This is a genomic window from Pelobacter seleniigenes DSM 18267, from assembly GCF_000711225.1.
Taxonomy (GTDB): Bacteria; Desulfobacterota; Desulfuromonadia; order Desulfuromonadales; family Geopsychrobacteraceae; genus Seleniibacterium; species Seleniibacterium seleniigenes.
In genome coordinates this window covers 348,467-369,381 of the sequence record NZ_JOMG01000002.1, presented here as the reverse complement: position 1 = coordinate 369,381, position 20,915 = coordinate 348,467, and the positions used below count along the sequence as shown (strand labels likewise).

General features: G+C 53.7%; 21 protein-coding genes. 11 read left to right on the top strand and 10 right to left on the bottom strand.

All coding sequences use genetic code 11. The features are described from left to right. Window positions 1–59 precede the first annotated feature (59 nt). Entirely contained in the window at window positions 60–1,223 is a 1,164-nt protein-coding gene (locus N909_RS0104315) for an ABC transporter substrate-binding protein (RefSeq protein ID WP_029911911.1), read from the bottom strand. A 470-nt stretch (window positions 1,224–1,693) separates the two neighbouring features. Between N909_RS0104315 and N909_RS0104310 the strand changes: the two genes are divergently transcribed. The 3 genes from N909_RS0104310 to N909_RS0104300 are packed head-to-tail and all read left to right on the top strand — an operon-like array spanning window position 1,694 to window position 3,255. Then, entirely contained in the window at window positions 1,694–1,984 is a 291-nt protein-coding gene (locus tag N909_RS0104310) for a DUF134 domain-containing protein (protein ID WP_029911909.1), read from the top strand. 20 nt (window positions 1,985–2,004) lie between these two features. Further along, entirely contained in the window at window positions 2,005–2,487 is a 483-nt protein-coding gene (locus N909_RS0104305; RefSeq protein WP_029911907.1) for an asparaginase domain-containing protein, read from the top strand. A 6-nt stretch (window positions 2,488–2,493) separates the two neighbouring features. After that, window positions 2,494–3,255 (top strand): FadR/GntR family transcriptional regulator, encoded by a 762-nt coding sequence (locus N909_RS0104300; RefSeq protein WP_029911904.1) that lies wholly within the window; start codon window positions 2,494–2,496, stop codon window positions 3,253–3,255. Between the two features lie 95 nt (window positions 3,256–3,350). On the opposite strand, the gene N909_RS0104295 is transcribed toward N909_RS0104300, so the two are convergent. The 6 genes from N909_RS0104295 to N909_RS23615 all read right to left on the bottom strand — a co-directional run bounded on the left by N909_RS0104295 (window position 3,351) and on the right by N909_RS23615 (window position 9,956). Beyond that, window positions 3,351–4,121, bottom strand: coding sequence for an ATP-binding cassette domain-containing protein (locus N909_RS0104295; RefSeq protein WP_029911901.1), 771 nt, complete (start codon window positions 4,119–4,121; stop codon window positions 3,351–3,353). A gap of 39 nt (window positions 4,122–4,160) precedes the next feature. Beyond that, window positions 4,161–5,252 (bottom strand): amino acid ABC transporter permease, encoded by a 1,092-nt coding sequence (locus tag N909_RS0104290; protein WP_029911898.1) that lies wholly within the window; start codon window positions 5,250–5,252, stop codon window positions 4,161–4,163. A gap of 2 nt (window positions 5,253–5,254) precedes the next feature. After that, entirely contained in the window at window positions 5,255–6,445 is a 1,191-nt protein-coding gene (locus tag N909_RS0104285; protein ID WP_029911895.1) for an amino acid ABC transporter permease, read from the bottom strand. Window positions 6,446–6,548: 103 nt separating this feature from the next. Next, window positions 6,549–7,568 (bottom strand): amino acid ABC transporter substrate-binding protein, encoded by a 1,020-nt coding sequence (locus N909_RS0104280; RefSeq protein ID WP_051689515.1) that lies wholly within the window; start codon window positions 7,566–7,568, stop codon window positions 6,549–6,551. Between the two features lie 304 nt (window positions 7,569–7,872). After that, a complete protein-coding gene (locus tag N909_RS0104275; RefSeq protein WP_029911888.1) occupies window positions 7,873–8,274 on the bottom strand; it encodes a hypothetical protein in 402 nt (133 codons plus the stop codon). A gap of 335 nt (window positions 8,275–8,609) precedes the next feature. After that, the gene (locus tag N909_RS23615) at window positions 8,610–9,956 is read right to left on the bottom strand and encodes a peptidoglycan DD-metalloendopeptidase family protein (RefSeq protein ID WP_051689514.1); all 1,347 of its coding nucleotides are present in this window, start codon (window positions 9,954–9,956) and stop codon (window positions 8,610–8,612) included. 639 nt (window positions 9,957–10,595) lie between these two features. On the opposite strand from N909_RS23615, the gene N909_RS0104265 reads away from it, so the two are divergent. The 8 genes from N909_RS0104265 (at window position 10,596) to N909_RS0104230 (ending at window position 17,482) form a co-directional block, all read left to right on the top strand. Further along, window positions 10,596–12,479, top strand: coding sequence for a 5'-nucleotidase C-terminal domain-containing protein (locus tag N909_RS0104265; protein WP_051689513.1), 1,884 nt, complete (start codon window positions 10,596–10,598; stop codon window positions 12,477–12,479). A gap of 387 nt (window positions 12,480–12,866) precedes the next feature. Next, entirely contained in the window at window positions 12,867–13,433 is a 567-nt protein-coding gene (locus N909_RS0104260; RefSeq protein WP_029911878.1) for a TetR/AcrR family transcriptional regulator, read from the top strand. 12 nt (window positions 13,434–13,445) lie between these two features. Further along, on the top strand, window positions 13,446–14,288 hold the full coding sequence (locus N909_RS0104255; protein WP_084167451.1) for a 3-hydroxyacyl-CoA dehydrogenase NAD-binding domain-containing protein: 843 nt from the start codon (window positions 13,446–13,448) through the stop codon (window positions 14,286–14,288). Between the two features lie 37 nt (window positions 14,289–14,325). Continuing rightward, the gene (locus N909_RS0104250) at window positions 14,326–15,126 is read left to right on the top strand and encodes an alpha/beta fold hydrolase (RefSeq protein ID WP_051689512.1); all 801 of its coding nucleotides are present in this window, start codon (window positions 14,326–14,328) and stop codon (window positions 15,124–15,126) included. Then, complete coding sequence (locus tag N909_RS0104245; RefSeq protein WP_029911871.1) at window positions 15,123–15,632, top strand: DUF6653 family protein; 510 nt, start codon at window positions 15,123–15,125, stop codon at window positions 15,630–15,632. The genes N909_RS0104250 and N909_RS0104245 overlap by 4 nt, the downstream gene beginning before the upstream one ends. Beyond that, entirely contained in the window at window positions 15,620–15,784 is a 165-nt protein-coding gene (locus tag N909_RS25560) for a hypothetical protein (protein ID WP_155005863.1), read from the top strand. The genes N909_RS0104245 and N909_RS25560 overlap by 13 nt, the downstream gene beginning before the upstream one ends. A gap of 19 nt (window positions 15,785–15,803) precedes the next feature. Further along, window positions 15,804–16,238, top strand: a complete 435-nt coding sequence (locus N909_RS0104235) for a hypothetical protein (protein WP_029911869.1) — start codon at window positions 15,804–15,806, stop codon at window positions 16,236–16,238. 104 nt (window positions 16,239–16,342) lie between these two features. Beyond that, window positions 16,343–17,482, top strand: coding sequence for an epoxide hydrolase family protein (locus N909_RS0104230; RefSeq protein ID WP_029911867.1), 1,140 nt, complete (start codon window positions 16,343–16,345; stop codon window positions 17,480–17,482). A 275-nt stretch (window positions 17,483–17,757) separates the two neighbouring features. On the opposite strand, the gene N909_RS0104225 is transcribed toward N909_RS0104230, so the two are convergent. From N909_RS0104225 to N909_RS0104215, 3 genes are read right to left on the bottom strand one after another with little or no spacing between them, the layout of a single operon-like run. Continuing rightward, window positions 17,758–19,023 carry an ABC transporter ATP-binding protein gene (locus tag N909_RS0104225; protein ID WP_029911865.1) on the bottom strand — a complete coding sequence of 422 codons (1,266 nt, stop codon included), beginning with the start codon at window positions 19,021–19,023 and terminating at the stop codon, window positions 17,758–17,760. Then, window positions 19,020–20,018: a FecCD family ABC transporter permease gene (locus N909_RS0104220; protein WP_029911863.1), complete on the bottom strand. Its 999-nt coding sequence runs from the start codon at window positions 20,016–20,018 to the stop codon at window positions 19,020–19,022. The genes N909_RS0104225 and N909_RS0104220 overlap by 4 nt, the downstream gene beginning before the upstream one ends. Further along, window positions 20,002–20,889 carry an ABC transporter substrate-binding protein gene (locus N909_RS0104215; protein ID WP_029911860.1) on the bottom strand — a complete coding sequence of 296 codons (888 nt, stop codon included), beginning with the start codon at window positions 20,887–20,889 and terminating at the stop codon, window positions 20,002–20,004. The genes N909_RS0104220 and N909_RS0104215 overlap by 17 nt, the downstream gene beginning before the upstream one ends. Window positions 20,890–20,915 lie beyond the last annotated feature (26 nt).

Genomic DNA, 20,915 nt, shown 5'->3' with positions numbered 1-20,915 from the left:
AGCACAGCAAAGCGGGGGTCTGTCGACCCCCGCCCGGTGCGAACTAGCAAATTAAAATATCAGGGACAGACTGATTCTTCAAAAACGAATTTGCCTTCGTTGGAGATCTTGACCACCACGGCACACTTGATCGGGTCGCCCTGGGCGTCAAACTTGGAGGAACCGGTAATTCCGTCAAAGGATTTGATGGCGGCCAGGCCGTCACGAATCATGGCGCGCATTTTCCGCGGGTTGCTGTCGACTTTGCCGGCGTTCTTGATGCCTTCCATCAGCAGGCCTATGGAGTCCCAGGTCAAAGCGGCGTAGTCAGCCGGTTCGGAACCGTATTTTTCCATGTAGCGGTCGATAAAGACCTTGGTTGCGCCTTTGGCGCCGGCCGCAGCATAGTGAGTGGAAAAGTACTGGCCATAGCAGTCTTCGCCGCAGAGTTTGATCAGGTCCGGGGTGCCCCAGGCATCGGAACCCATGAACGGGCCTTTGTAGCCGAGGTCACGGGCCTGCTGGATGATCAGGGCGACCTGGTTGTAGTTATCCGGGACAAAGATGAAGTCGGGTTTGGCGGCAATGATCGTGGTCAGCTGAGCCGAGAAATCCTGGTCCTTGGTGCCATGGGATTCGAAGGCGACCACCGGACCGAGTTTTTTGGCTTCCCAGGAGGATTTGAAAATTTCGGCCAGCCCTTTGGAATAGTCGTTGGAGATGTCAAACAGCACGGCGGCGTTTTTGGCGCCGAATTTCTTGGCGGCAAAATCAGCCACCACGGGGCCCTGGAAGGGGTCGAGGAAAGCGGCCCGGAAGACCCAGGGACGATCTTTGGTGGTATCGGGGTTGGTCGACCAGGGGCTGATCATGGGGACGCGGTTGTCATTACAGGTTCCACCGGCCGGAACCGCCTGCTTGGAGGAGTTCGGACCGATGATCGCCACAACCTGCTCCTGCTCGATGAGCTTGAGCGCGGCGTTAACAGCCGATTCGGCTTTCGATTCATTATCCATGTAGATGAATTCGAGCTTGTATTTTTTGCCGCCGACTTCCAGGCCACCGGCGCCGTTAATGTCGGCCAGGTACATTTCAGCGGCATTCTTGGAGCCTTCACCGACTTCCGGAATATCCCCGGTCAGCGGCAGGTTGAAGCCGATCTTGATGGTGTCGGCTGCCAGCAATGGGCTTGCCATGAGCAGGGCAAGGCAAAAAGAGAACAGGGTGGTGATCAGTCGTTTCATGGTTCCTCCTCTTGAGTGTTTTTAGAATGCGGTTCTATCGGTGTCAGGGGGGAAAATAAAAACCGCCTGCCGGTATTGCCTCTTGAAGATCCGGACATTGGCGGCATCATTGCGCGACCAATTTTAATACTATGCTGCTTTCATCTTTGAAAACAACGGGCTTTTCGATTTTTTCAGCAAACTGTATTTTTTTTCAAAATGAGAAAAAAATCAACAACTTTATTCAGTAAGTGTTTAAAATAATGAAGTATCTTTAAGGTTTTATCCGATTCTCCGCACTTTTTGACCAGCCGCAGGACGGGCGTTTGTCGGTTTCATCTGAACGAACCGGAACAAGAGAGTTGCTGACATTTTCCTCAAGAGTTGACATAATTACTCAACAACCAGTATTGTGCATTTGCTCAATAAACGGTTCGTGCTGCCGAACGATTTGCGGACATGAAGATTTTTGCCAGGATGAATGCCAAGATATGACCCCACGACCAAGAAAACCGAGGAATTGCTGCCCTTCGCGACGGCCCAATGATCATCTGTTCAAGCCGGCCGGAACCCCGATGTCGCAATTGCAGACTCTGGAGTTGGAAGCCGATGAACTTGAGGCGTTGAGTCTGTGCGACCGGGAAGGACTGACTCAGGCTGAAGCGGGTGAGCAGATGGGCGTTTCGCGTGGCACCGTACAGCGCCTGGTGACCAGTGGGCGGAAGAAAATGGTCGAAGCCCTGGTTGCCGGTTACGCCCTGCTCCTGAAACCGCATGAATAGCCTTTGTTCGGGGGACAACGATGAAGATCGAAATCATCACCACCGGTGGAACCATTGATAAAATCTATTTCGATGCCAAAAGCAGCTATGAAATCGGTGAACCGCAGATCGGGACCGTCCTCGCGGAAGCCAATCTGACCATTGATTACCAAGTCAGATCGCTGCTGCGCAAAGACAGCCTGGACATGACGGCGGAGGATCGCCTGTTGATCAGGGCGGCGGTTGAGAACAGTCCGGCCAGTCGCATTGTCATTACCCACGGCACCGACACGATGATCGATACGGCATTGTCCCTGGCCGGGGTCGTCGGGAAAACCGTGGTCCTGACCGGGGCCATGCAGCCGGCCAGATTCCGTTATACCGACGCCATTTACAACGTTGCCAGTGCTCTGACCGCTGTACAACTGTTGCCCGAGGGGATCTGGGTCGCTATGAACGGGCAGATCTTTGACCCGGCCAAAGCTCGCAAAAACAGGGAACAGAACCGTTTTGAATCGATTTGAAGCCATATGTCCGCAGCAACCGTTTCTCGGGAAGGGGACAGCCAGGTCATGACCGAACCCTTTGCCCAGATCCGGGTCGAAAAGGTCTCCGAGCAGATCTGCGAACAGATTATCGAGCTGATTGTCGCCGGCCAGCTGCAACCCGGGGATAAGCTGCCTGGCGAGCGCAAACTGATCGACCTGCTCGGCGTTGCCCGCTCTTCTCTGCGGGAAGCGTTAAACCGCCTGGAAACCCTTGGTTATATCGAAATCCGCAAGCGGCAGGGGAATTTTGTCAAGTCGGTGGATACCACCTTCCGCAAGGAACCACTGAAAAATTTGATTCAAGGGGATGTCAGCAAGATCGTCCAGCTCTATGAACTGCGTCGGGATATCGAACAATTCAGCGCCTATCACGCGGCTCTTAAGCGGAGCGAGGATGATCTGCAGAAAATTGCCCACTGCCTTGATGATTTCCACACCCGTTCCGGGCGGCTGTCCTTCTCCTGGGAGTCCGACCAGGCTTTTCACCTGGCCGTGGCCCACGCATCGCAAAACTTTTTGCGGGTTCATGTGGTGACCAATATTTTTGAGTTTTCCGCGGAATTCATCCAGCCGGTGGTCGAAACCACCTTCGGGCGCAAGGAGAATCTGCAACTGATCCATCAGCAGCATCGGGAGATCTTCGAGGCGATCCGGGCTTGTGACGGTGAAGGAGCCAAGGCCAGCATGGATGCCCATCTGAAATGGACCAACCGGAAACTGTTGGCATTTTTCGACCGCAAATAGCCGGCTGGTTTTTTCCGCCCTGCCAAGTCACCACGGCAGAGAGCCGTTCCTCTGGTTTTGTCGCTGTGCCCGTCGTGTTGAGGGCTGTTCGCCTGCTAAAGGATCTGGCTCAGGAACAGTTTGGTGCGCTCATGTTGCGGGTTGTCGAAGAATTCCTGTGGTTTGTTCTGTTCGACAATCTCCCCGTAATCCATGAACATGACCCGGTCGGCAACACTCTTGGCAAAGCCCATTTCATGGGTGACCACGATCATGGTCATCCCTTCCTTGGCCAGATCGATCATGACATCCAGCACTTCCTTGATCATTTCCGGGTCCAATGCCGAGGTCGGCTCGTCAAACAGCATGAGCTTCGGATTCATGCACAGGCTGCGGGCAATGGCGACCCGTTGCTGCTGCCCCCCTGACAGCTGGCCCGGGTATTTCAGAGCCTGCTCGGCGATATGCACTTTGTCCAGGTATTGCAGCGCGATTTCCTCCGCTTCCTTCTTCGGGGTCTTGCGCACCCAGATCGGGCCCAGGGTGAGATTTTCCAGGATGGTCAGGTGTGGGAAGAGGTTGAAGTGCTGGAACACCATTCCCACTTCCGTGCGGATTTTTTCGATATTTTTGATGTCCTTGGTCAACTCTATGCCGTTGACAATGATCTCCCCGCGCTGATGCTCTTCCAGCCTGTTGATACAGCGGATCAGGGTCGACTTGCCGGAGCCTGACGGGCCGCAGATCACGATCCGTTCCCCCGACTGAACCGTCAGATTGATATTGCTGAGGACGTGGAAATCCCCATACCATTTATGCATTTCCCGGATTTCCACAATCGGGCCGGCTTGCTCCAGGGGTGTTTGGTCTGCAGGTGAAGTCGTCATATCAGTCTCGCTCGAAGGTAAGATTCCAAAATCAGCAGCTCAGTGTTCAGTGTGCAGTTCTTTCTCCAGTTTGCGGCTGTAGCTTGACATGGCATAGCAGAAAGCAAAATACAGCAGGGCCAGAAAAATATAGGCTTCGGTCGAATAACCCGTCCATAGCGGATTGGACAAGGCCACCTTGGTTGTCTTCAGAACATCGTAGAGGGCGATGATGACCACCAGGGACGTGTCCTTAAAGGCAGAGAGCAGAATTCCCACCGTCGGCGGGATTACGATTTTCAGCGCCTGCGGCAGAATGATCAGCCGCATGCTCTGGCGGTAATTCAGGCCGAGGGAATCGGCGGCTTCGTATTGCCCTTTGGGAATGGCCTGCAGGCCGCCGCGCACGACCTCGGCAATGTAGGCCGCGGTAAACAGGATAATGGCGATCTGCGCGCGCAGGACTTTGTCGATGGTGACCCCTTCGGGGAGGAACAGTGGAAACATCACCGAGGACATGAAGAGCAGGCTGATCAGCGGCACGCCGCGAATCATTTCGATATAAATGACACAGAGGGTCTTGATGGCCGGCAGATCCGAACGGCGACCGAGAGCGAGCAGGACACCGAAGGGGTAGGCCGCAACCATGCCGAAGAAGGACAGCATCAGGGTCAGGGGCAAGCCGCTCCATTGGGCCGTATCCACACTCGGCATACCGAAAATCCCGCCATGCATGAGCACGCCCATCACGACCAGGTTGATCCCCCACAGCAATAACAGCGAGCGTTTCCAGCGGGAGCGGTCACGGGAATAGATCACCATGCCAAGGAGCAGAACCATGGCCAGTGTCGGTCGCCATTCCTGACCTGAGGGGAAAAATCCGAAGATGATAAAGCGGATGTTGTTGGGAATGACCGACCAGCAGGCTCCGTCCGTCTCCCGGCAGGCTTCCGCCGAGCTGTTCCAGAGGCTGTCGATAAACCCCCAGCGGATCAACGGCGGCAGCAGCCAGGCCAGCAGGGCAATCACCAGAATGGTCAACAGCGAGTTGTACCAGGTGTTGAAAAGGTTGCTGCGCAGCCAGCCGATGACGCCGACCTCGGTGACCGGCGGTTTCAGATAGGCTCTTTTACTTGGGGCTTGGGTTGCCATGATTATCTCTCCACCAGCGCTGTGCGTTTGTTGTACCAGTTCATGAACAGGGATGTGGACAGGCTGAAGAACAGATAAACAACCATGATCAGGGCAACGCCCTCAATGGCCTGACCGGTCTGATTGATGGTGGTGTTGGTGACAGCCACGAAGTCAGCGTAGCCGATGGCTACGGCCAGGGTGCTGTTTTTGGTCAGGTTCAGCATCTGACTGGTCAACGGCGGGACGATGACGCGCAATGCCTGGGGCAGCACCACCAGCTGCAGAACCCGGCCGGGGCGCAGGCCAATGGCCATGGCCGCTTCAATCTGGCCGCGACCGATGGATTGGATGCCGGCGCGAACGATTTCCGCCACGAAGGCCGAGGTATACAGGACCAGGCCCATCAGCAGGGCGGTAAACTCCGGGCTTACGGTCAACCCGCCGGTAAAATTGAAACCGCGCAACTGGGGCATGTCCATGGCCGTGGGCGCGCCGAAGGCGAGCCAAACCAGCAGCGGGAGCAGGATGACTGCGGCCAGGGTCACTCTGAACGCAGGGAACATTTCTCCGGTCCGGTCGAGGCGTTTATGACTCCATTTGTTAAGAAACCAGCCACCGATGACCACCGCGAGCAAGGCCACGCCCATGGCCGGGTAGGCGGCATGGGCTTGCGGAATCGCAAAAATCAAGCCACGGTTGCAGATGAAGAGTCCGGCAAAAGGATGGAGCGCCTGGCGCGGTGATGGAAAGGCTTCATAAAACAGGGCATACCAGAAAAACAGCTGGAGCAGGACTGGAATGTTCTGCATGACTTCGATGAACCCGGCGGCCAGTTTGGAAATCAGCCAATTGGTGGACAGCCGGGCAATCCCGATGATGGTGCCGAGGATAGTGGTCAGAACAATTCCGACAAATGCGACCTTGATGGTGTTGAGCGCACCAACCAGCAGCGCCCTGGCATAGGTGTCGGCAGCCGAGTAGGGGATAATCGACTCAGCAATTTCAAAGGAAGCCTCTTTTTCCAAAAAACCGAAGCCGGTGGCGATCGATTGTCGAGCCAGGTTGGCCTGGGTATTCGCAAACAGGTAATAGCTGACGCCGCCGACGATCAACAACGCCATGAACTGGAAAAACAGAGCACGTTTGTCCGGGTCGCGCCAGAACGCAACCTTGCCGTTGCCCGATTGTTCAGCTGTGAGCTTTTTTTTCAAGTGGCATACCCCGCATGACAGATAACAATAAACAAATGTAAATAGAGGGGGTGCCGCTGAAACCCGAGGTTTCAGCGGCGTTGACAATTAAAAAACAGTCAGGTTACTTAAACGGGGGTGAATACATCAGGCCGCCGTTGGTCCACAGGGCGTTCAGTCCGCGCTCCAGACCGAGAGTGGTATTGACCCCGACATTCCGTTCAAAAACTTCGCCATAGTTACCGACCTGCTTGACGATATTGTAGGCCCACTTCTCATCCAGGCCCAGAGCGGCGCCGTTACCCGGGGTCACCCCGAGGAAGCGCTGAACGGCCGGATCCTTGCTGTTAAGCATTTCGTCCACGTTTTGTGACGTAATCCCCAGTTCCTCGGCATTGATCATGGCCAGTACCGAGAAATCGACCACGTCTCTGAACTGGTCATCACCGTGGCGTACCGCCGGTGCCAGGGGCTCTTTGGAGATGATCTCCGGCAGGATGATGTAATCTTTGGGGTTCGGAGCGATGGCCCGGGTCCCGGCCAGCTGGGAGGCATCCGAGGTCAATACGTCGCAGCGGCCGGCGAAGAAGGTTTTTGCCAGCTCGGTGGTTGATTCGATAACGACCGGTTTCCAAGCCATTTTGTTGGAGCGGAAGTAATCGGCAGCGTTCTGTTCCGTGGTGGTCCCGGGCAGGACACAGACCGTTGCGCCGTCAAGTTCCTTGGCGCTTTTGACACCAAGATTTTTCGGGACCATGAAGCCCTGGCCGTCATAGTAGTTGACGGCAACAAAGTTCAAGCCGAGCTGTGTTTCGCGGGTCAGGGTCCGGGTGGCGTTCCGGGTGAGGACATCGATTTCACCGGACTGCAGAGCGGTGAAACGTTGCTGCGCGGTCAGGGGGGTGAATTTCACCTTGTCTGCGTCACCGAAAATTGCTGCAGCAATGGCGCGTGCCGTATCGACATCCAGTCCTCTCCAGACACCTTTTGAATCTGGCATGCCGAAGCCGAACACGCCGCCGTTGACACCAGCCTGGATAAAGCCTTTCTTTTTGACCGCATCAAGATCTGCTCCAGCATAGGCAGTGCTGACCAGGAACAGGCTGAGAACCATTACCAGAAGAAAACTTTTTTTACTTGCCATATGACCTCCTTGTAGTTGTTGTCGCGGTACGTAACCCGTCATGAGCAACGCACTTGAAAGCAGGTGGACAAACCGAGACCATGTTGCTTGATGAACTCTTTGCTGGGCAAAGTCATCCGTGTGTAACAAGTGTAACTGATATTGATTCTTTGAATAACTGAGAATAACCTTGTTCTATTTTACCTTTGGCGTGAGCCCGGTTGCAAATAGAAATTTGTCCAAGAAGGATTTTAATTAGTGAATATAAGCGGTTGTTTCTGCGTTATAAAGATCTGAGACCGGCAGCCTGGACCCTGCTGACGACTCAAGCCAGGTATTTTGCGACCAGGGCGCCGTTCTCATAACTACGGGCTCCGTCCGTTCTTTCCAGGATGGCGCATTCCTTCGGAGCGCCAACTCTCAGGCCGACCACTTTGTAGCTGAAATTACCCCGTTCAAAGCTCTTGCCAAGCCATTCGGCGCGCATGCCGAAGCTCTCGGCATAACAGAGAAAGTCCTCTTCCTCCTTCTGGCTGGCGGCGGTGGCTTGCCGCTCCGGAACCGCAAATTGACAGCGGGCTCCGAAGGTGGTTCCGTCAGGGTAGAGATTGCCTTTCAGCATTTCGAAGGTCAGGCCGTATTCCTGGGCTAATGGTTGGAGACTGGCCGCGATGCGACTTTCTATTTCCTGGCAGAGGGGTGCGGTGAGTTTTTTGATTGGGGCCATGGTTGACATCCTCCTTTCTTTGTTGAAACAACAACAGCACAAAAGAAGAGAATTCCGTGGAGGACGTCATCGGCCACCAGCTGTCCCGTCGCTACGACGAATCGTTACGGCAGTAAGGCAGGATCTGGCAAGGCGGCTGTCATAGCCGCCCATGGGACTGAAGTTCTCAAGTAACGCATACGGCTGAAACGTGGAGATTCATTGCTCTCAGGTAGCGGCCTGCTATTACAAGACCCCTGTATCATAGCACTTTTTTTGCCGGCGACAAGAAGATTGTTGCACCGGTCAGCAGGCAGAGACTGAACGGCCGGTGGTGGGGCGGACTGCTTCCCTGCTCAGATGGATTCGTGGTTGGACTCGGAATGGCTGGTGGCAATTTGTTGATGTTCAGTATCCCGACTGTTCATCAGCGCGGTCAGCTCGGAAACCCGGGCGCTGAATTGCGGCAGTTTGGCTTTGGGGATCGCTGCGGTCATGGGGATCTTGGCCCTGAGCGGATTAACCACCCGGTCTTTGACATGCAACTCGTAGTGGAGGTGGGGCCCGGTCGATCGCCCGGTGTTGCCCGACTGGGCGATCTGTTGCCCTCTTTTTACATGCTGGCCTCGTTTGACCATGATCCGGCTTAAATGCAGATAGCGGGTCTGATAATTCCCTCCATGCTGGATTTCAATATATTTCCCGGCAAAGGGGTGATTCTTGACCCGGGTAACCACGCCGTCACCGGCGGCAAGGACAGCGGTGCCGATGGGCATGGCAAAGTCGGTGCCGTTATGCGGTGATATCCGGTTCGTGACCGGATGCAGGCGTCTGGGGTTAAACGATGAGCTGACCGGATAATGACCGGCAAAGGGGTAGCGTCGAAAAGCCCGCGCCAGACTTTTCCCGTCATGGTCGTAGTAGTTGCCGTCATCAAACAGGAAGGCATCGTGACGATAGTTGCGACCGCTGATTCGTGCCCCCAGGATCTGGCTCTGGCCGCTGAACTCACCGTTGACGAACTGGCGGCTGCGGACGACTTCAAAGTGATCGCCGGCTCTGATTTCGCGACAGAAATCCAGGCGGCTTTCAAACATGTCGGCAATGTTGGCGGCTTCGTTCTCGGTCAGCCCGGTCGCCATTGCGGAGAGATAAAAACTGCCCTGGATTTCACCGCTGAGCAATTCCTGTTCCCAGACCCCGGGCAGGTTGATCTCTTGATATTCGAAATTCTCGTCATCGACCCGCTGATAAATGACCTGCTTGCCGGGATGGATATACAACTCCATAGTCAGCAGCTGGCGGGTGGTTTGGTCCAGGGTAAAAGTCAGCTTATTGCCCGGACGCAGCACGTCGAGGGCCAGGTAAGGTTCGTCCGTGGCCAGGATCTGGTACATGGTGGTCTGATTGATGCCGAACCCGTCGAAAATCGAACTCAGGGTGTCCCCGTCGGTAATATCCTTGGTCAGAATATTATCGGGCTGGGCCGGTGCCGCAGTGTCCGGTTCAGGTTCCGTCGGCTGTGCCGCAAATTGTTGCGCTACTTCTGGCTGTTCTGTGGGAATGGTTTCCGGTTCGGGATAAGAGGGGATATAGGCATAAACCGTCAACGCCAGGCTGACCAGAATTCCAGCGAACAAAAGCTGGCGGTTGCGGCGTTTTTTTCGTTGTTGTTCCAGGGTCGGTTTCCAGATGGCATTCATGATTGTTCGCTTCTCATTTCGTTGGTTCCGGTTCGATTCAAACGTGCTAATCACGCCCCAAGAGGGGCTCTCTTGTCAAGTCGGAAATTTGTAAAAGCGACATAACGATTGTTCGATAAAAGGCCGGCTTATGGTCTCGCAAGCTTTCTGCCGGGGATGCGGTCGTGCTGGGTTTTGAGAACCCCGCAGCTGTGATCCCGTGACTTCTTCCTTCCCTATCCGCTGGCAATCATGCCTGCTTCACGCCCTCTTCTTCATCATATTAAAGTCATTATCTAATCTGTCACTAACCTGAATGTTACAGAAATGCATCCTCAATGTTGATTCTCTTTCCCCGTTTTTTGCTCCATGCGGAAACCTCTGCTGAGTTCTGCTTGCTCAATATGGAACAGTAAAGAATGACTGCTCCACGCTAATGGAAAGCTGGCAGGGCGCGTCAAAGTTCCTGAGTGGACTTTTGTGACAACTTGCTGGAAGAGGAGGCACGTATGAATTTATAGCTGAGCCTATCCCCTGGATAACCCGTGTCCTTGGGGTCGTTTACGGCAGTGATTTTAAGGCCTGAAGAACGGTAAAAAAATTGACCAAAATTAACTGATCACCTGTTGCTATTTGTCACTGGAAATATTCGGAGGTAAAATGAACATGTATTTTTCAAAGTGGAAAGGTTTTCTTCTGTCTTTACTGCTTTTGGTTGGGTTGACCGGCCTGGCCGGATGTGGTGACAACAATGATGATAATAATGATGAGTCACACCACGCCGTTGACCTGCGGGTTATTCACACCAATGACCATCACTCATACCTGGACAGCTCAAGCTACGATCTGACTATCAATAATGTGGCGACTCGGGTGGATATGGGCGGCTTTTCGCGGCTCTCCACCGTTATTGAGGAAGAACGCAACGATCACAGTATCGTTGTCAACAGCGGCGAACTGAGCGGCACACTGTACTTCTCTTTGTTTAAAGGTGAGCCGGATTTCAAAATCTTCAACGAGCTTCATCTGGATGGTTACACGCTTGGCAACCATGAATTCGATGAAGGCGACGGCAGGCTTGCCGAGCTCATTGGCATGGCCAATTTTCCGATCCTTTCCTCAAATATGACCCCTGAACCGGCTAGCCCGCTCTATGCGGTCAAAGACGACATAAAACCTTATGTCATCAAAAATATCGATGGCGAGAAGATCGGTATCATCGGGGTTCTGAAGGTCGAGAAGACCAAGAATTCTTCACTGGTCTCTGATGATGTCACCTTTACCGAAGAGATCACCGCTGCCAACCAGGCTGTCGCCGAGCTTGAAGCGCAGGGCGTCAATAAGATTGTTCTGGTCAGCCATGTCGGCTATTACAACGATATCGTTTTTGCTCAAAATGTTCCCGGTCTGGATATTATCGTCGGCGGCGATACTCACTCCCTCATCGGCAATGAAAGCGAACTTGAACAGATCGGTCTCAGCAGAGTCTATGCCAACGACCAGACCGGGCCCTTTGCAGGATACACCCATGACGGCATTGCTGAACTCGATACGATAGGTTCGTATCCGACGCTGGTGACCGGACCTGAAGGGGACCCGGTCTATGTTGTGACTGCCTGGAGCTATGCCCGTGCCGTCGGAATCCTCGATGTCGCCTTTTCTGCAGAGGGTATCGTTGAAAACATCAACGGTAATATCGTTATTCCGATCGGCGATACTTTTCAGCAAAAAGATGCCAACAACGCCTATGTCGAGGTGTCTGATACGGTGAAAAGCGAAATTCTCACCGCGGTGGATGCGTCGCCGATCTTGCGGGTAGCGGATGTCAATCCGACCATCGAAGCCATCCTTGAACCTTACCGGGATGAGATGATCGCCACCCAGACCGAGGTGGTGGGATCAGTCTCTGAAACGATGAGCAATACCAGGATTCCCACCGCGTTTGCCGCCGGGGAAACCCCGACGGGAAGTTATGCCGGGCAGGTTGTTGCCGATGCCTTCAAAAGAACCAACATTGCCATCGATGTGGCGATTCAGAACGCTGGTGGGGTCAGGGCCAATCTGCTTGAAGGGGATATCACCCTGGGGCAGCTGATCGAGGTTCTACCGTTTTCCAATACGGTTGTCATGATCAAGATGAAAGGCTCGGATATCGTCAAGGTGTTGAACGAAGGTGCCTACTACTCGCTCAATTCCGGTTCGACCGGCGCCTTCCCCTACGCTTCGGGGCTGCGCTACGATGTCAATCTCAGCGGCGACGAGACCCATGTCATCACCAATGTCGAAGTTCAGGACAGAACCAGCGGGGTCTGGTCAGATATTGCCGCCGATACCGTTTACACCGTGGCAACCAACTCGTTCACCGCGCAGGGCAAGGATAACTACCTGACCTTTGCCACCGTGAGAGAAGCTGACTCAACCGTGTATGAGGATACTTCCATCCTTTACTATGTCCCACTGCTGGATTATTTCGAAAGTCTGCCGGATAACATCCTGCCTGCGCTTGATCTGAGTGAATATTGTCTCAAATCAGTGACAGAGTAAGCAGCTACTGAACAAGCACGGTCGCTGTGGGCCGCTGCTGAGGTTGCGGCCCACGCAAGGACTGATCTGGCCGGGAATATTAGGAATACACTGAAATGACGCTAGGTTAAGCAACTTCGCAGTAAACTCGGGACTGTCCCCAGGGTCATCGGGGGCTGTCCCAAGAGTTTGCGAGCCATGAAACTGTCGCGGTTCGCACCGCAAAGACCTGGGACAGCCCCCGTGCGGGGACAGTCCCGGTTTTGCTGCTATCGACTCTTAAACGAGTGCCCATTCCAGATATCCGCCCCCTTTTTGGATTTTGACGACGGACAGATCGTTCTTGACACTATACTTACCGGTCGGTATAGTACAAAGAAATCATCTGCTCACTGAAATACGGGAACTATGAATAATCAAACCAAAATACTATCAGTCGCTCTTGAACTATTTGCCCAGCACGGATATGACGCGGTCGGGGTGCAGCGTATTGTGGCCGCGGCGGAAGTCACCAAGCCCACCCTGTATCATTATTTCGGCAGTAAAAAAGGCTTATTGTTGGCTTTGCTGGAATCCCGATTCAGCGATCTGTTTCAGCTTCTTGAAGAAGCGACCGCAATAGACGGGAACTTGCAGGAACGACTTAGCCGGGTTGTTTCGGCATATTTTGATTTTGCCGGGAAAAATCCGGAGTTTTACCGCTTGCAGCTGTCCCTGTGGTTTGCCCCGGCACACAGCGAGGCATTTGATGCCGCCCTGGGTTTTAGCCTCAGGCAGCAGGAATTTTTGGAAAAGGTTTTTGTCGCTGCCACAGGGCAAAACAAAAAGATGGAAGGGCAACATCAGGCCTATGCCGCAACTTTTCTGGGCATGACCAATACCTATATCGGCATAGCCCTCAATGGCTACGCTGAATTAAACCAAAGCCTGATTGACCGCACCGTGCACCAGTTTCTATATGGGATCTTTCAATAGGCAAAGAAGAAAATGACTTTCCACAAAATACTCATCGTTGGCGCTGGAACCATGGGGAGACAGATCGCCGCGCAGATAGCAATGCATGGATTTTATGTCGAGTTGTACGACAACTCACAAGAACAACTGAGGGGCGCACAAAACGTCATTGAGCCGTATAGCGGCAACAATGCGGTTTTTTATCGTTCTGACAGACGGGCGCTTTCGAAAAATCCTGATTTAATCATCGAATCGGTCACGGAGAACATGAACATTAAGCGGACCGTGCTGGCCTGGATTGAAGATTATTTCGACAACGAACGCATGGTCATCTGCTCCAATACGTCAGATCTGCTGCCGTCAAAGTTCAGCAAAAAGATGCGGTTGCGACACCGGTTCTGCGCCTACCATTTTCATGCGCCCATGCGTGGCGCCAATATTGTGGATATCATGCCGCACAATCAGACCGACCATGATATTCCTCTTCTGCTGTCCGATTTTACCAAGGCCATCGGGCTGATCCCTCTGGTCCTTCACAAGGAACATAGCGCCTATGTGTATAACAATATTCTCAATGCGATCATGGACAAGTCCGTTGAGCTGGTTATCAGGGGGGTGGTAGACGCTGAAGATGTTGACCGGGCGTGGATGGGAAATACCGGCATGCCGATTGGTCCGTTCGGTATGCTTGACGCTATCGGCCTCGACACGGCCCTTGAGGTGACAAAAGTTCGCGCCAGGAAAAACCCGCTCCGGTTGCCAGGGATCGGTTTTTTCCAGCACTATGTAAAACAGGGGAAACTGGGCGTTAAGTCCGGGCAGGGTTTTTATACCTATCCGGATCCTGAATACAGCAAAGATGATTTTCTGCGCTGATTCCAGCATGACTGTCTCAGGAGAGGACTATCGTCAGATGACCACTGAAAATATGTTTGACCATACATCCGGTCGCTACGTGTCTTGCGGCGCTGCCCAAATATACGTTGAGGAAAAAGGAAATCCGGAGCTGCCATTATTGATCATGCTGCATGGCGGCTTTGGAACTATTGAAGACTTCAATACAATTGCTCCGGCTTTGACGCACAAATTCAAACTTATCGGTATAGACAGTCGCGGACACGGAAAATCGAGCCTGGGGGCGGCAAAACTTTCCTATCAGCTGCTGGCGGATGATCTCGCACAGATCATCGATTCCCTTGAACTTTCGGCATTCAATCTCTTCGGATTCAGTGATGGTGGCATCACCTCCTACCGCTATGCCACTAGAAAGGATCCAAGGCTTGGTAACATAATCACCGTCGGGGCAAGGTGGGAGATGAGTAAAAATGACCCGGCATGGGCCATGCTTTCCGGCATGCGCGGAGATATCTGGAAGCAAGCGTTTCCTTTGAGCTATGAAAGTTATATGCGTCTTAATCCAGAGCCTGACTTCGACGAATTTTCCAAGGCTGTTGTAGCGATGTGGACGGATTTGAGCAGTGCTGGCCACCCAGGAGCACTGATGAAGCAAATAGACAATGAAATACTGGCCATCCGTGGTGAAAAGGATCCCCTGACTTCACTCGAAAGTATGGAGAGGCTTCGTGGCTTGGGGAAGAAAGTGCGTCTTGTGAATATTCCCTTTGCAGAACATGTTGCCTTTCATGATGACCCGGAAATGTTTCTTCGCACGGTCAGCTGTTTTCACACATCCAGCGAGAGAGAGACCGTATGACTCTAGAACGAACAGTAGCAAAGGCCTTCCGTTTGACCGACGAGAATTGGATGAAACATTCCAATCCGTGGAGTGTCTGGACAAGATATTCCGTCCTTCCCTTGATTGTGATCGGATTTTGGAGTCGCGTTTGGATCGGCTGGTGGTGTTTAGTCCCAGGAATCGTGTCCATTCTCTGGATGTTTTTTAATCCTGTGTTTTTCAATAAGCCTAAATCCACTAAGAATTGGGCCTCAAAATCTGTATTGGGCGAGAGAGTTTATCTCAATAGAGATCAGGTTGACATTCCAGAGATTCATAAAACCCCCTTGATTGGCATTCTCAATACAATTTCTTCCATCGGTATGGCGCTGGCGATTTGGGCCATTGTCTACTATTCCGTTTGGGGTGCAATCCTTGGCACTGCGTTGGCCTACCTTGGAAAAAGTTGGTACTTGGACCGCATGGTTTGGTTGTATGAAACAATGAAATATGAACATGAAGAGTATCAAAAGTGGGAATACTGAAGGGCAAGCAGCAGGCGTTTTTTTTCCTATATTGGCTTTCTGGTGGAAAAAACATCACGCTGAGCGCGGCCTTTGAGAGATATTGTGAAATTTTCTTTTATTTATGTGAAGTTATTGCCGATGAGTATCAGGTGATTTCTGTATGGGCTTAGGAGCCGGGAGACGAATTCTATGAAGATCAGTACAGAGACCACGCATCCTTATGCCAGCCAGCGCGCACAACCCCCCACCGCGGCAAGTGCCAAGGCAACGTCGTTTGCGGCCAAACTGGCTGCTGTCAGTGCCGAAAACGCCACCGGCAAACAGGTAGATTTCACCAGCATGACACGCCAGGGCCTGTTCGATTGGATGAACAACCAAATTCGCAGCGGCAAAATGTCCTTAGATGAAAGTTCACCCTTCTTGGGGATGACAATGAAGGTCGCGGTAGCGGCAGGGCCGCAGCCAGCAGAGATGGCTACCGACACGACGCGCATCAATTTTATTGAAAAAGCCCGTTTGGGAATCGAGGGGGCGCTGTCACGCCACGATCAGGATTTGGCCGACCGATTGAAAAATGCACTGGATCTTATGCGGCGCGAACAAGGGGCATCCGAAAGGGCATGATGCACAAGAACTGTTAGAGAGTATAGTCAACTGTGTGAGGAACCTCTATGTCAGGTGTAGAAAGGAGGTAGAAATATTTCCACACACAGAGAGGAGCGCATGCCATGGTCCAGCCTTTTTTTCTCAATACACCACAGCGAATACTCGACGACTTAATAGATCGCGTCAAAAATACTCGTTGGCCTGATGAAATAACAGATTCAGGATGGACGTATGGGGCTAATCTTTTATATATGAAAGAGATCGCTGATTATTGGTGCCATACTTTCGACTGGCGGAAAGTGGAGGAGGAAGTCAATTCATATCCAAACTTTATTATGGATATTGATGGCTATAAGGTTCATTTCCTGCACATCAAAAGTAAAAGAGATAACTCTCTACCGTTAATAATTACCCATGGTTGGCCAGGCTCTTTCTTGGAAATGATGAAGCTCATCCCTTTACTTGCCAGCGATGATAGTATTTCTTTTGATTTAGTCATTCCCTCTGTAATCGGATTTGGTTTTTCCGATAAAGGTACCCAGCGCGGCTGTAACAGTGCCTTTGTTGCAGAGCTATGGCATAAACTGATGAATAAATTGGGTTATGCAAAATATGGGGCACAGGGCGGAGACATCGGTGCGGGTATCAGTACCTGGCTTTCGCTAAAGCACCCGGAAAACGTAGTCGGGCTGCACCTCAACTACATTTCTGATTCGTATAGGCCGTTCCTTGGGCAAGATGAAAAGTTGCCAGAAGAAGTGCTGCAATATCAGCAATATGCAAGTCACTGGTCCTCTACAGAGGGCGCTTATGCGCAACAGCATAGCTCAAAACCAATGACATTATCCTATGGTCTTAATGACTCACCCATTGGATTGTGTGCATGGATAATAGAAAAGTTTAATAGTTGGAGCGACAGTAACGGTCATATCGAGAATACGTTCTCAAAAGATGAATTGCTTGCAAATGTGACACTTTATTGGATTACACAGACGATTCATTCGTCCATTCGTATTTATAACGAAAACAGTCAGATGCCACTAGTCTTTGGTGCAAACGATTTTGTTGAGGTACCAGTCGCGTTTGCAAAATTCCCGAAAGAATTACCTACCCCACCGCGGTCGTATATTGAAAAGGGTTTCAATATACAACGTTGGACAGAGCTGGAGACAGGCGGACATTTTGCTGCAATGGAACAACCTCATTTGTTGGCGGATGAGATTAAAATTTTTTTCAGCAATTTGACAAGCGACAATCAATAAGGAAATTTTTGTATTGCTCCGTTTCTAATTGATGGGCGATTCGGTTAAGGATCATATCCAATCCTCACTTCCAGTGTTTGCCGTTCTATCCTGGATTCTAAATGGATGGAACTGACATACGATAAATTATCTCCCAATTTATTGTCAGGATTCAGATAAATTTTCCATTGAGGAAGGGCTTAACCGAACCAAAAAATTGCTAACTTATCGTGCTCATCAAAAACCAGTTTGCAGTAAGTAAGCTTTTATTAGAGTCAGACTTTATAAACGTCAATTTATGATTGAGAAGAAGCTTTCATCCATCCCGCCAACCTGCTCATCAACTGTTCCTCGTTGGGCACAACCACGGCTCCCGCCTGTTGCAACGCCTGTAGCTTTTCCCAGGCTTTGCCTGCTGTAAAATCCTGCTTTCTCGTCGGATTCAATAAATAAACCGGGGTGCCTTGCTGCAGGGCTTCGGCGGCGAGGTCGAGGCAGGGGAGGTTGCCGTTTCCCCACCAGATTGTGGCGATAATAATGACATCCACCTGGGCAAGGGATTGCCGGGTGGCGGTGACGGCTTGGTTGGAAAAGGGTTGGAAAGGCACTTCGTAAACAACGGCACTGTCCAGTGCGGTAGCGACTTCTTCATCGGAGTCGCCCTGATTCAAGGGGCCGGTCGATACCGTGGCTTTGGCCAGATGGAGTTTGCGCAGCAGACTTTTGCCGCTGCCTCCGCCGCAGAATAAATGGGCTTTCAGGCCGCCAAGCTGGACTGCCGCCGTGTTGAGTAAAGGGAGCACCTGGGGGGCACCTGTCAGAGGGTTTTCGGCGATCCGAACTTCCACCCGGAACGCCCGCTGCAGGTTTTCCGGGGTGATGATTCGCGCCGGAGTGTCGAAGCCGAAGATCTCCCCGTGTTCGCTGAGGAGCAGGATGCGCCCGGAGACGGCTGCGGCCAGGTCGAGGTCGTGACTGATCTGGACAATTGTGACCCCTTGTTCGCGGTTAAGGCGGATCAGTAATTCGCTCAGCTCCAGGCGGTGATCGATATCGAGGTGACTGGTCGCTTCGTCCAGGAACAGCACCTCGGCCTGCTGGGCCAGGGCTCGGGCAAACAGGACGCGTTGCAACTCACCGCCGCTGAGTTCGGTGACCGGACGGTCGGCCAGGGCGAGAATGTCGGTGACCACCAGGGCATGGCGGATTGCTTCGCGGTCGGCGGTACTGCTGAAACTCAGCAGCGACCGACGATGAGGATAGCGACCCATCGCCACCATGTCCCGCACCCGGTAGGGGAAATCGATTCGCGTCGATTGCGGGACCACCGCGACGCGCCGCGACATCTCCCTGGGGCCGATCTGGCGGCAGGACACACCGTGCCAGCAGATCTCGCCGGAAACGGGCGGCAGGCTGCCGCGCAGCAACCGGAGCAGGGTCGATTTACCGCAGCCGTTGGGGCCGAGAATGGAGATCAGTTCGCCGCGTTGGACAGTAAAATCGAGCCCGCTGAACAGCTGCCGGTGACCGAAACTGAAGCTCAGGTTTTTGACGGTGATCATAGGCCGCCTCGCCGCCGAAGCAGAAGCAGGAAGAACGGTGCCCCGAGCAGGGCGGTCACGACCCCGACCGGCATTTCCGCGGGCGCATAGAGGCTGCGGGCAATGGCGTCGGCGACCATCAGGAAGCAGGCGCCGAACAGGGCGGCAAGTGGGAGCAGCAGGCGGTGGGCCGGCCCCCAGAGCAGGCGGCAGATGTGGGGGACCACCAGGCCGACAAAACCGACCAGCCCGGCCAGGGCCACGGCGCAGGCGGTCAGTGCCCCGGCCAGGGCGAACAGAATCAGGCGGGTCCGTCCGACCGCCAGGCCCAGATCAGCGGCGGTTTCTTCCCCCTGGGTGAGCAGGTCCAGATTGACCGCCTGACTCCAGAGCAGGATGAAACAGATCAGCACCCAGAGCCAGCCCCAGCCCAGCCAACCGGGATCGGCCAGGGACAGGTTGCCGGCCAGCCAGAAGATGGCTTGGCGGGTCGCTTCGGTTGGTGCCCGCCAGAGCAGGAACAGCAGCAGGGCTGCGGCCACACTGCCGACCATGACCCCGGACAGAATCAGGGTGTGGGACGAGCAGGTATGGGCCCTGGCCACCAGGTAAACGATGGCCAGCGCCGTTAAGGCACCGCCGAAAGCGGCCAGAGAGACCAGCAGAGCGGAGTTGATGCCGATGGTCAGGGCGGCGACCGCGCCCAGTGCCGCACCACCCGACACCCCGAGCAGGTAAGGGTCGGCCAGCGGATTGCGCAGCACCGCCTGAAAGGTGACCCCGGACAGGCTCAACGCGGCACCGACCAGCCCGGCCAGTAAGGTGCGCGGGATGCGGATTTTCCAAAGCACAGCCTGACCGACCGAGGACCCCGGCCCCTGCTGGAGCAGGTGGAACAGCTGCGCCCAGGACATATCCATACTGCCGGCGCTCAGTGACATGGCGATAGCGCCCAGCGGCACCAGCAGCAGGCCGATAATCCAGAGCAAGCCGGTGCGATCAGTCGGTCGGCGCATCGATCTTCATCTCCGGGTGAAGGGTTTTCGCCAGGGCTTCGATCCCCAGGATCATGCGCGGGCCCGGGCGATAGAGCCAGTCGGCATTGATCTTGACGATATGCTGTTCGGTGACCGCCTTGAGTTGGGTCCAGGGGGCAAAGAAGCGGCTGCTGTCCGGCTGCCCCGGGTGGGGGGAGAGCAGGATGAAATCCGGGTTGGCCAGCAGCAGGGCTTCAAAATTCCAGGTCGGATAACGGGCCGGGCCTGCAGGAACGACATTGCGAGCACCGGCGATTTCGATTAGATCGTTGATGAAGGTATCCGGTCCCGCCACGGTCAACGGTTGCAACACGATGCAGGGCAGGATGGTCGGCGAATGGTCCCGCGGAACCTGCTGCCTGATCGCCTGGATGCGCTGATCGATATCCGCGGCCAGGGTGTCAGCCTGGGTTTGGTGACCGGTCAGGCGGCCGATGCTGCGGATGGTGATCAGGGTCTGGGCGACGGAATGGGTCTCGATCACAAAGGTTGCAATCCCCAGGTTGTCCAGCTGGGCAATCAGGGCCGGGCTGTTCATGGCCGCGCTGGCGATGACCAGGTCCGGCTGATAACTGAGAATGTTTTCCAGGCTGGGATCGGCGTAGCTGCCGACACTGGGCAGCAAGGCTGCTTGCGGCGGGTAGGTGCAGTAATCGGTGACCGCGACAATTTGCCGGTCCGCCTGAATGGCAAAGAGGATTTCCGTGACGCTGGGAACCAGGGAGACGATGCGCGCGGGCGAGTCCGGGACCTTGACCTGGCGACCGACGGCATCGACAACGGTTGCTGCCCTCAAGGGGCTGGCGGTCACGATGAGCAACAGGCAGAAGGTCAACAAGATTTGATGCATAGCTGATGTCCCAAGGCCCGGAGGAC

Coding starts and splice junctions, on each gene's coding strand:
- N909_RS0104295 (WP_029911901.1), bottom strand. CDS start 4,121: ATGACGACTTCACCTGCAGACCAAACACCCCTGGAGCAAGCCGGCCCG.
- N909_RS0104300 (WP_029911904.1), top strand. CDS start 2,494: ATGTCCGCAGCAACCGTTTCTCGGGAAGGGGACAGCCAGGTCATGACC.
- N909_RS0104215 (WP_029911860.1), bottom strand. CDS start 20,889: ATGCATCAAATCTTGTTGACCTTCTGCCTGTTGCTCATCGTGACCGCC.
- N909_RS0104265 (WP_051689513.1), top strand. CDS start 10,596: ATGAACATGTATTTTTCAAAGTGGAAAGGTTTTCTTCTGTCTTTACTG.
- N909_RS0104315 (WP_029911911.1), bottom strand. CDS start 1,223: ATGAAACGACTGATCACCACCCTGTTCTCTTTTTGCCTTGCCCTGCTC.
- N909_RS0104310 (WP_029911909.1), top strand. CDS start 1,694: ATGACCCCACGACCAAGAAAACCGAGGAATTGCTGCCCTTCGCGACGG.
- N909_RS0104235 (WP_029911869.1), top strand. CDS start 15,804: ATGAAGATCAGTACAGAGACCACGCATCCTTATGCCAGCCAGCGCGCA.
- N909_RS0104275 (WP_029911888.1), bottom strand. CDS start 8,274: ATGGCCCCAATCAAAAAACTCACCGCACCCCTCTGCCAGGAAATAGAA.
- N909_RS0104280 (WP_051689515.1), bottom strand. CDS start 7,568: ATGGCAAGTAAAAAAAGTTTTCTTCTGGTAATGGTTCTCAGCCTGTTC.
- N909_RS0104230 (WP_029911867.1), top strand. CDS start 16,343: ATGGTCCAGCCTTTTTTTCTCAATACACCACAGCGAATACTCGACGAC.
- N909_RS0104220 (WP_029911863.1), bottom strand. CDS start 20,018: ATGCGCCGACCGACTGATCGCACCGGCTTGCTCTGGATTATCGGCCTG.
- N909_RS0104305 (WP_029911907.1), top strand. CDS start 2,005: ATGAAGATCGAAATCATCACCACCGGTGGAACCATTGATAAAATCTAT.
- N909_RS0104260 (WP_029911878.1), top strand. CDS start 12,867: ATGAATAATCAAACCAAAATACTATCAGTCGCTCTTGAACTATTTGCC.
- N909_RS0104290 (WP_029911898.1), bottom strand. CDS start 5,252: ATGGCAACCCAAGCCCCAAGTAAAAGAGCCTATCTGAAACCGCCGGTC.
- N909_RS23615 (WP_051689514.1), bottom strand. CDS start 9,956: ATGAATGCCATCTGGAAACCGACCCTGGAACAACAACGAAAAAAACGC.
- N909_RS0104225 (WP_029911865.1), bottom strand. CDS start 19,023: ATGATCACCGTCAAAAACCTGAGCTTCAGTTTCGGTCACCGGCAGCTG.
- N909_RS0104245 (WP_029911871.1), top strand. CDS start 15,123: ATGACTCTAGAACGAACAGTAGCAAAGGCCTTCCGTTTGACCGACGAG.
- N909_RS0104250 (WP_051689512.1), top strand. CDS start 14,326: ATGACCACTGAAAATATGTTTGACCATACATCCGGTCGCTACGTGTCT.
- N909_RS0104255 (WP_084167451.1), top strand. CDS start 13,446: ATGACTTTCCACAAAATACTCATCGTTGGCGCTGGAACCATGGGGAGA.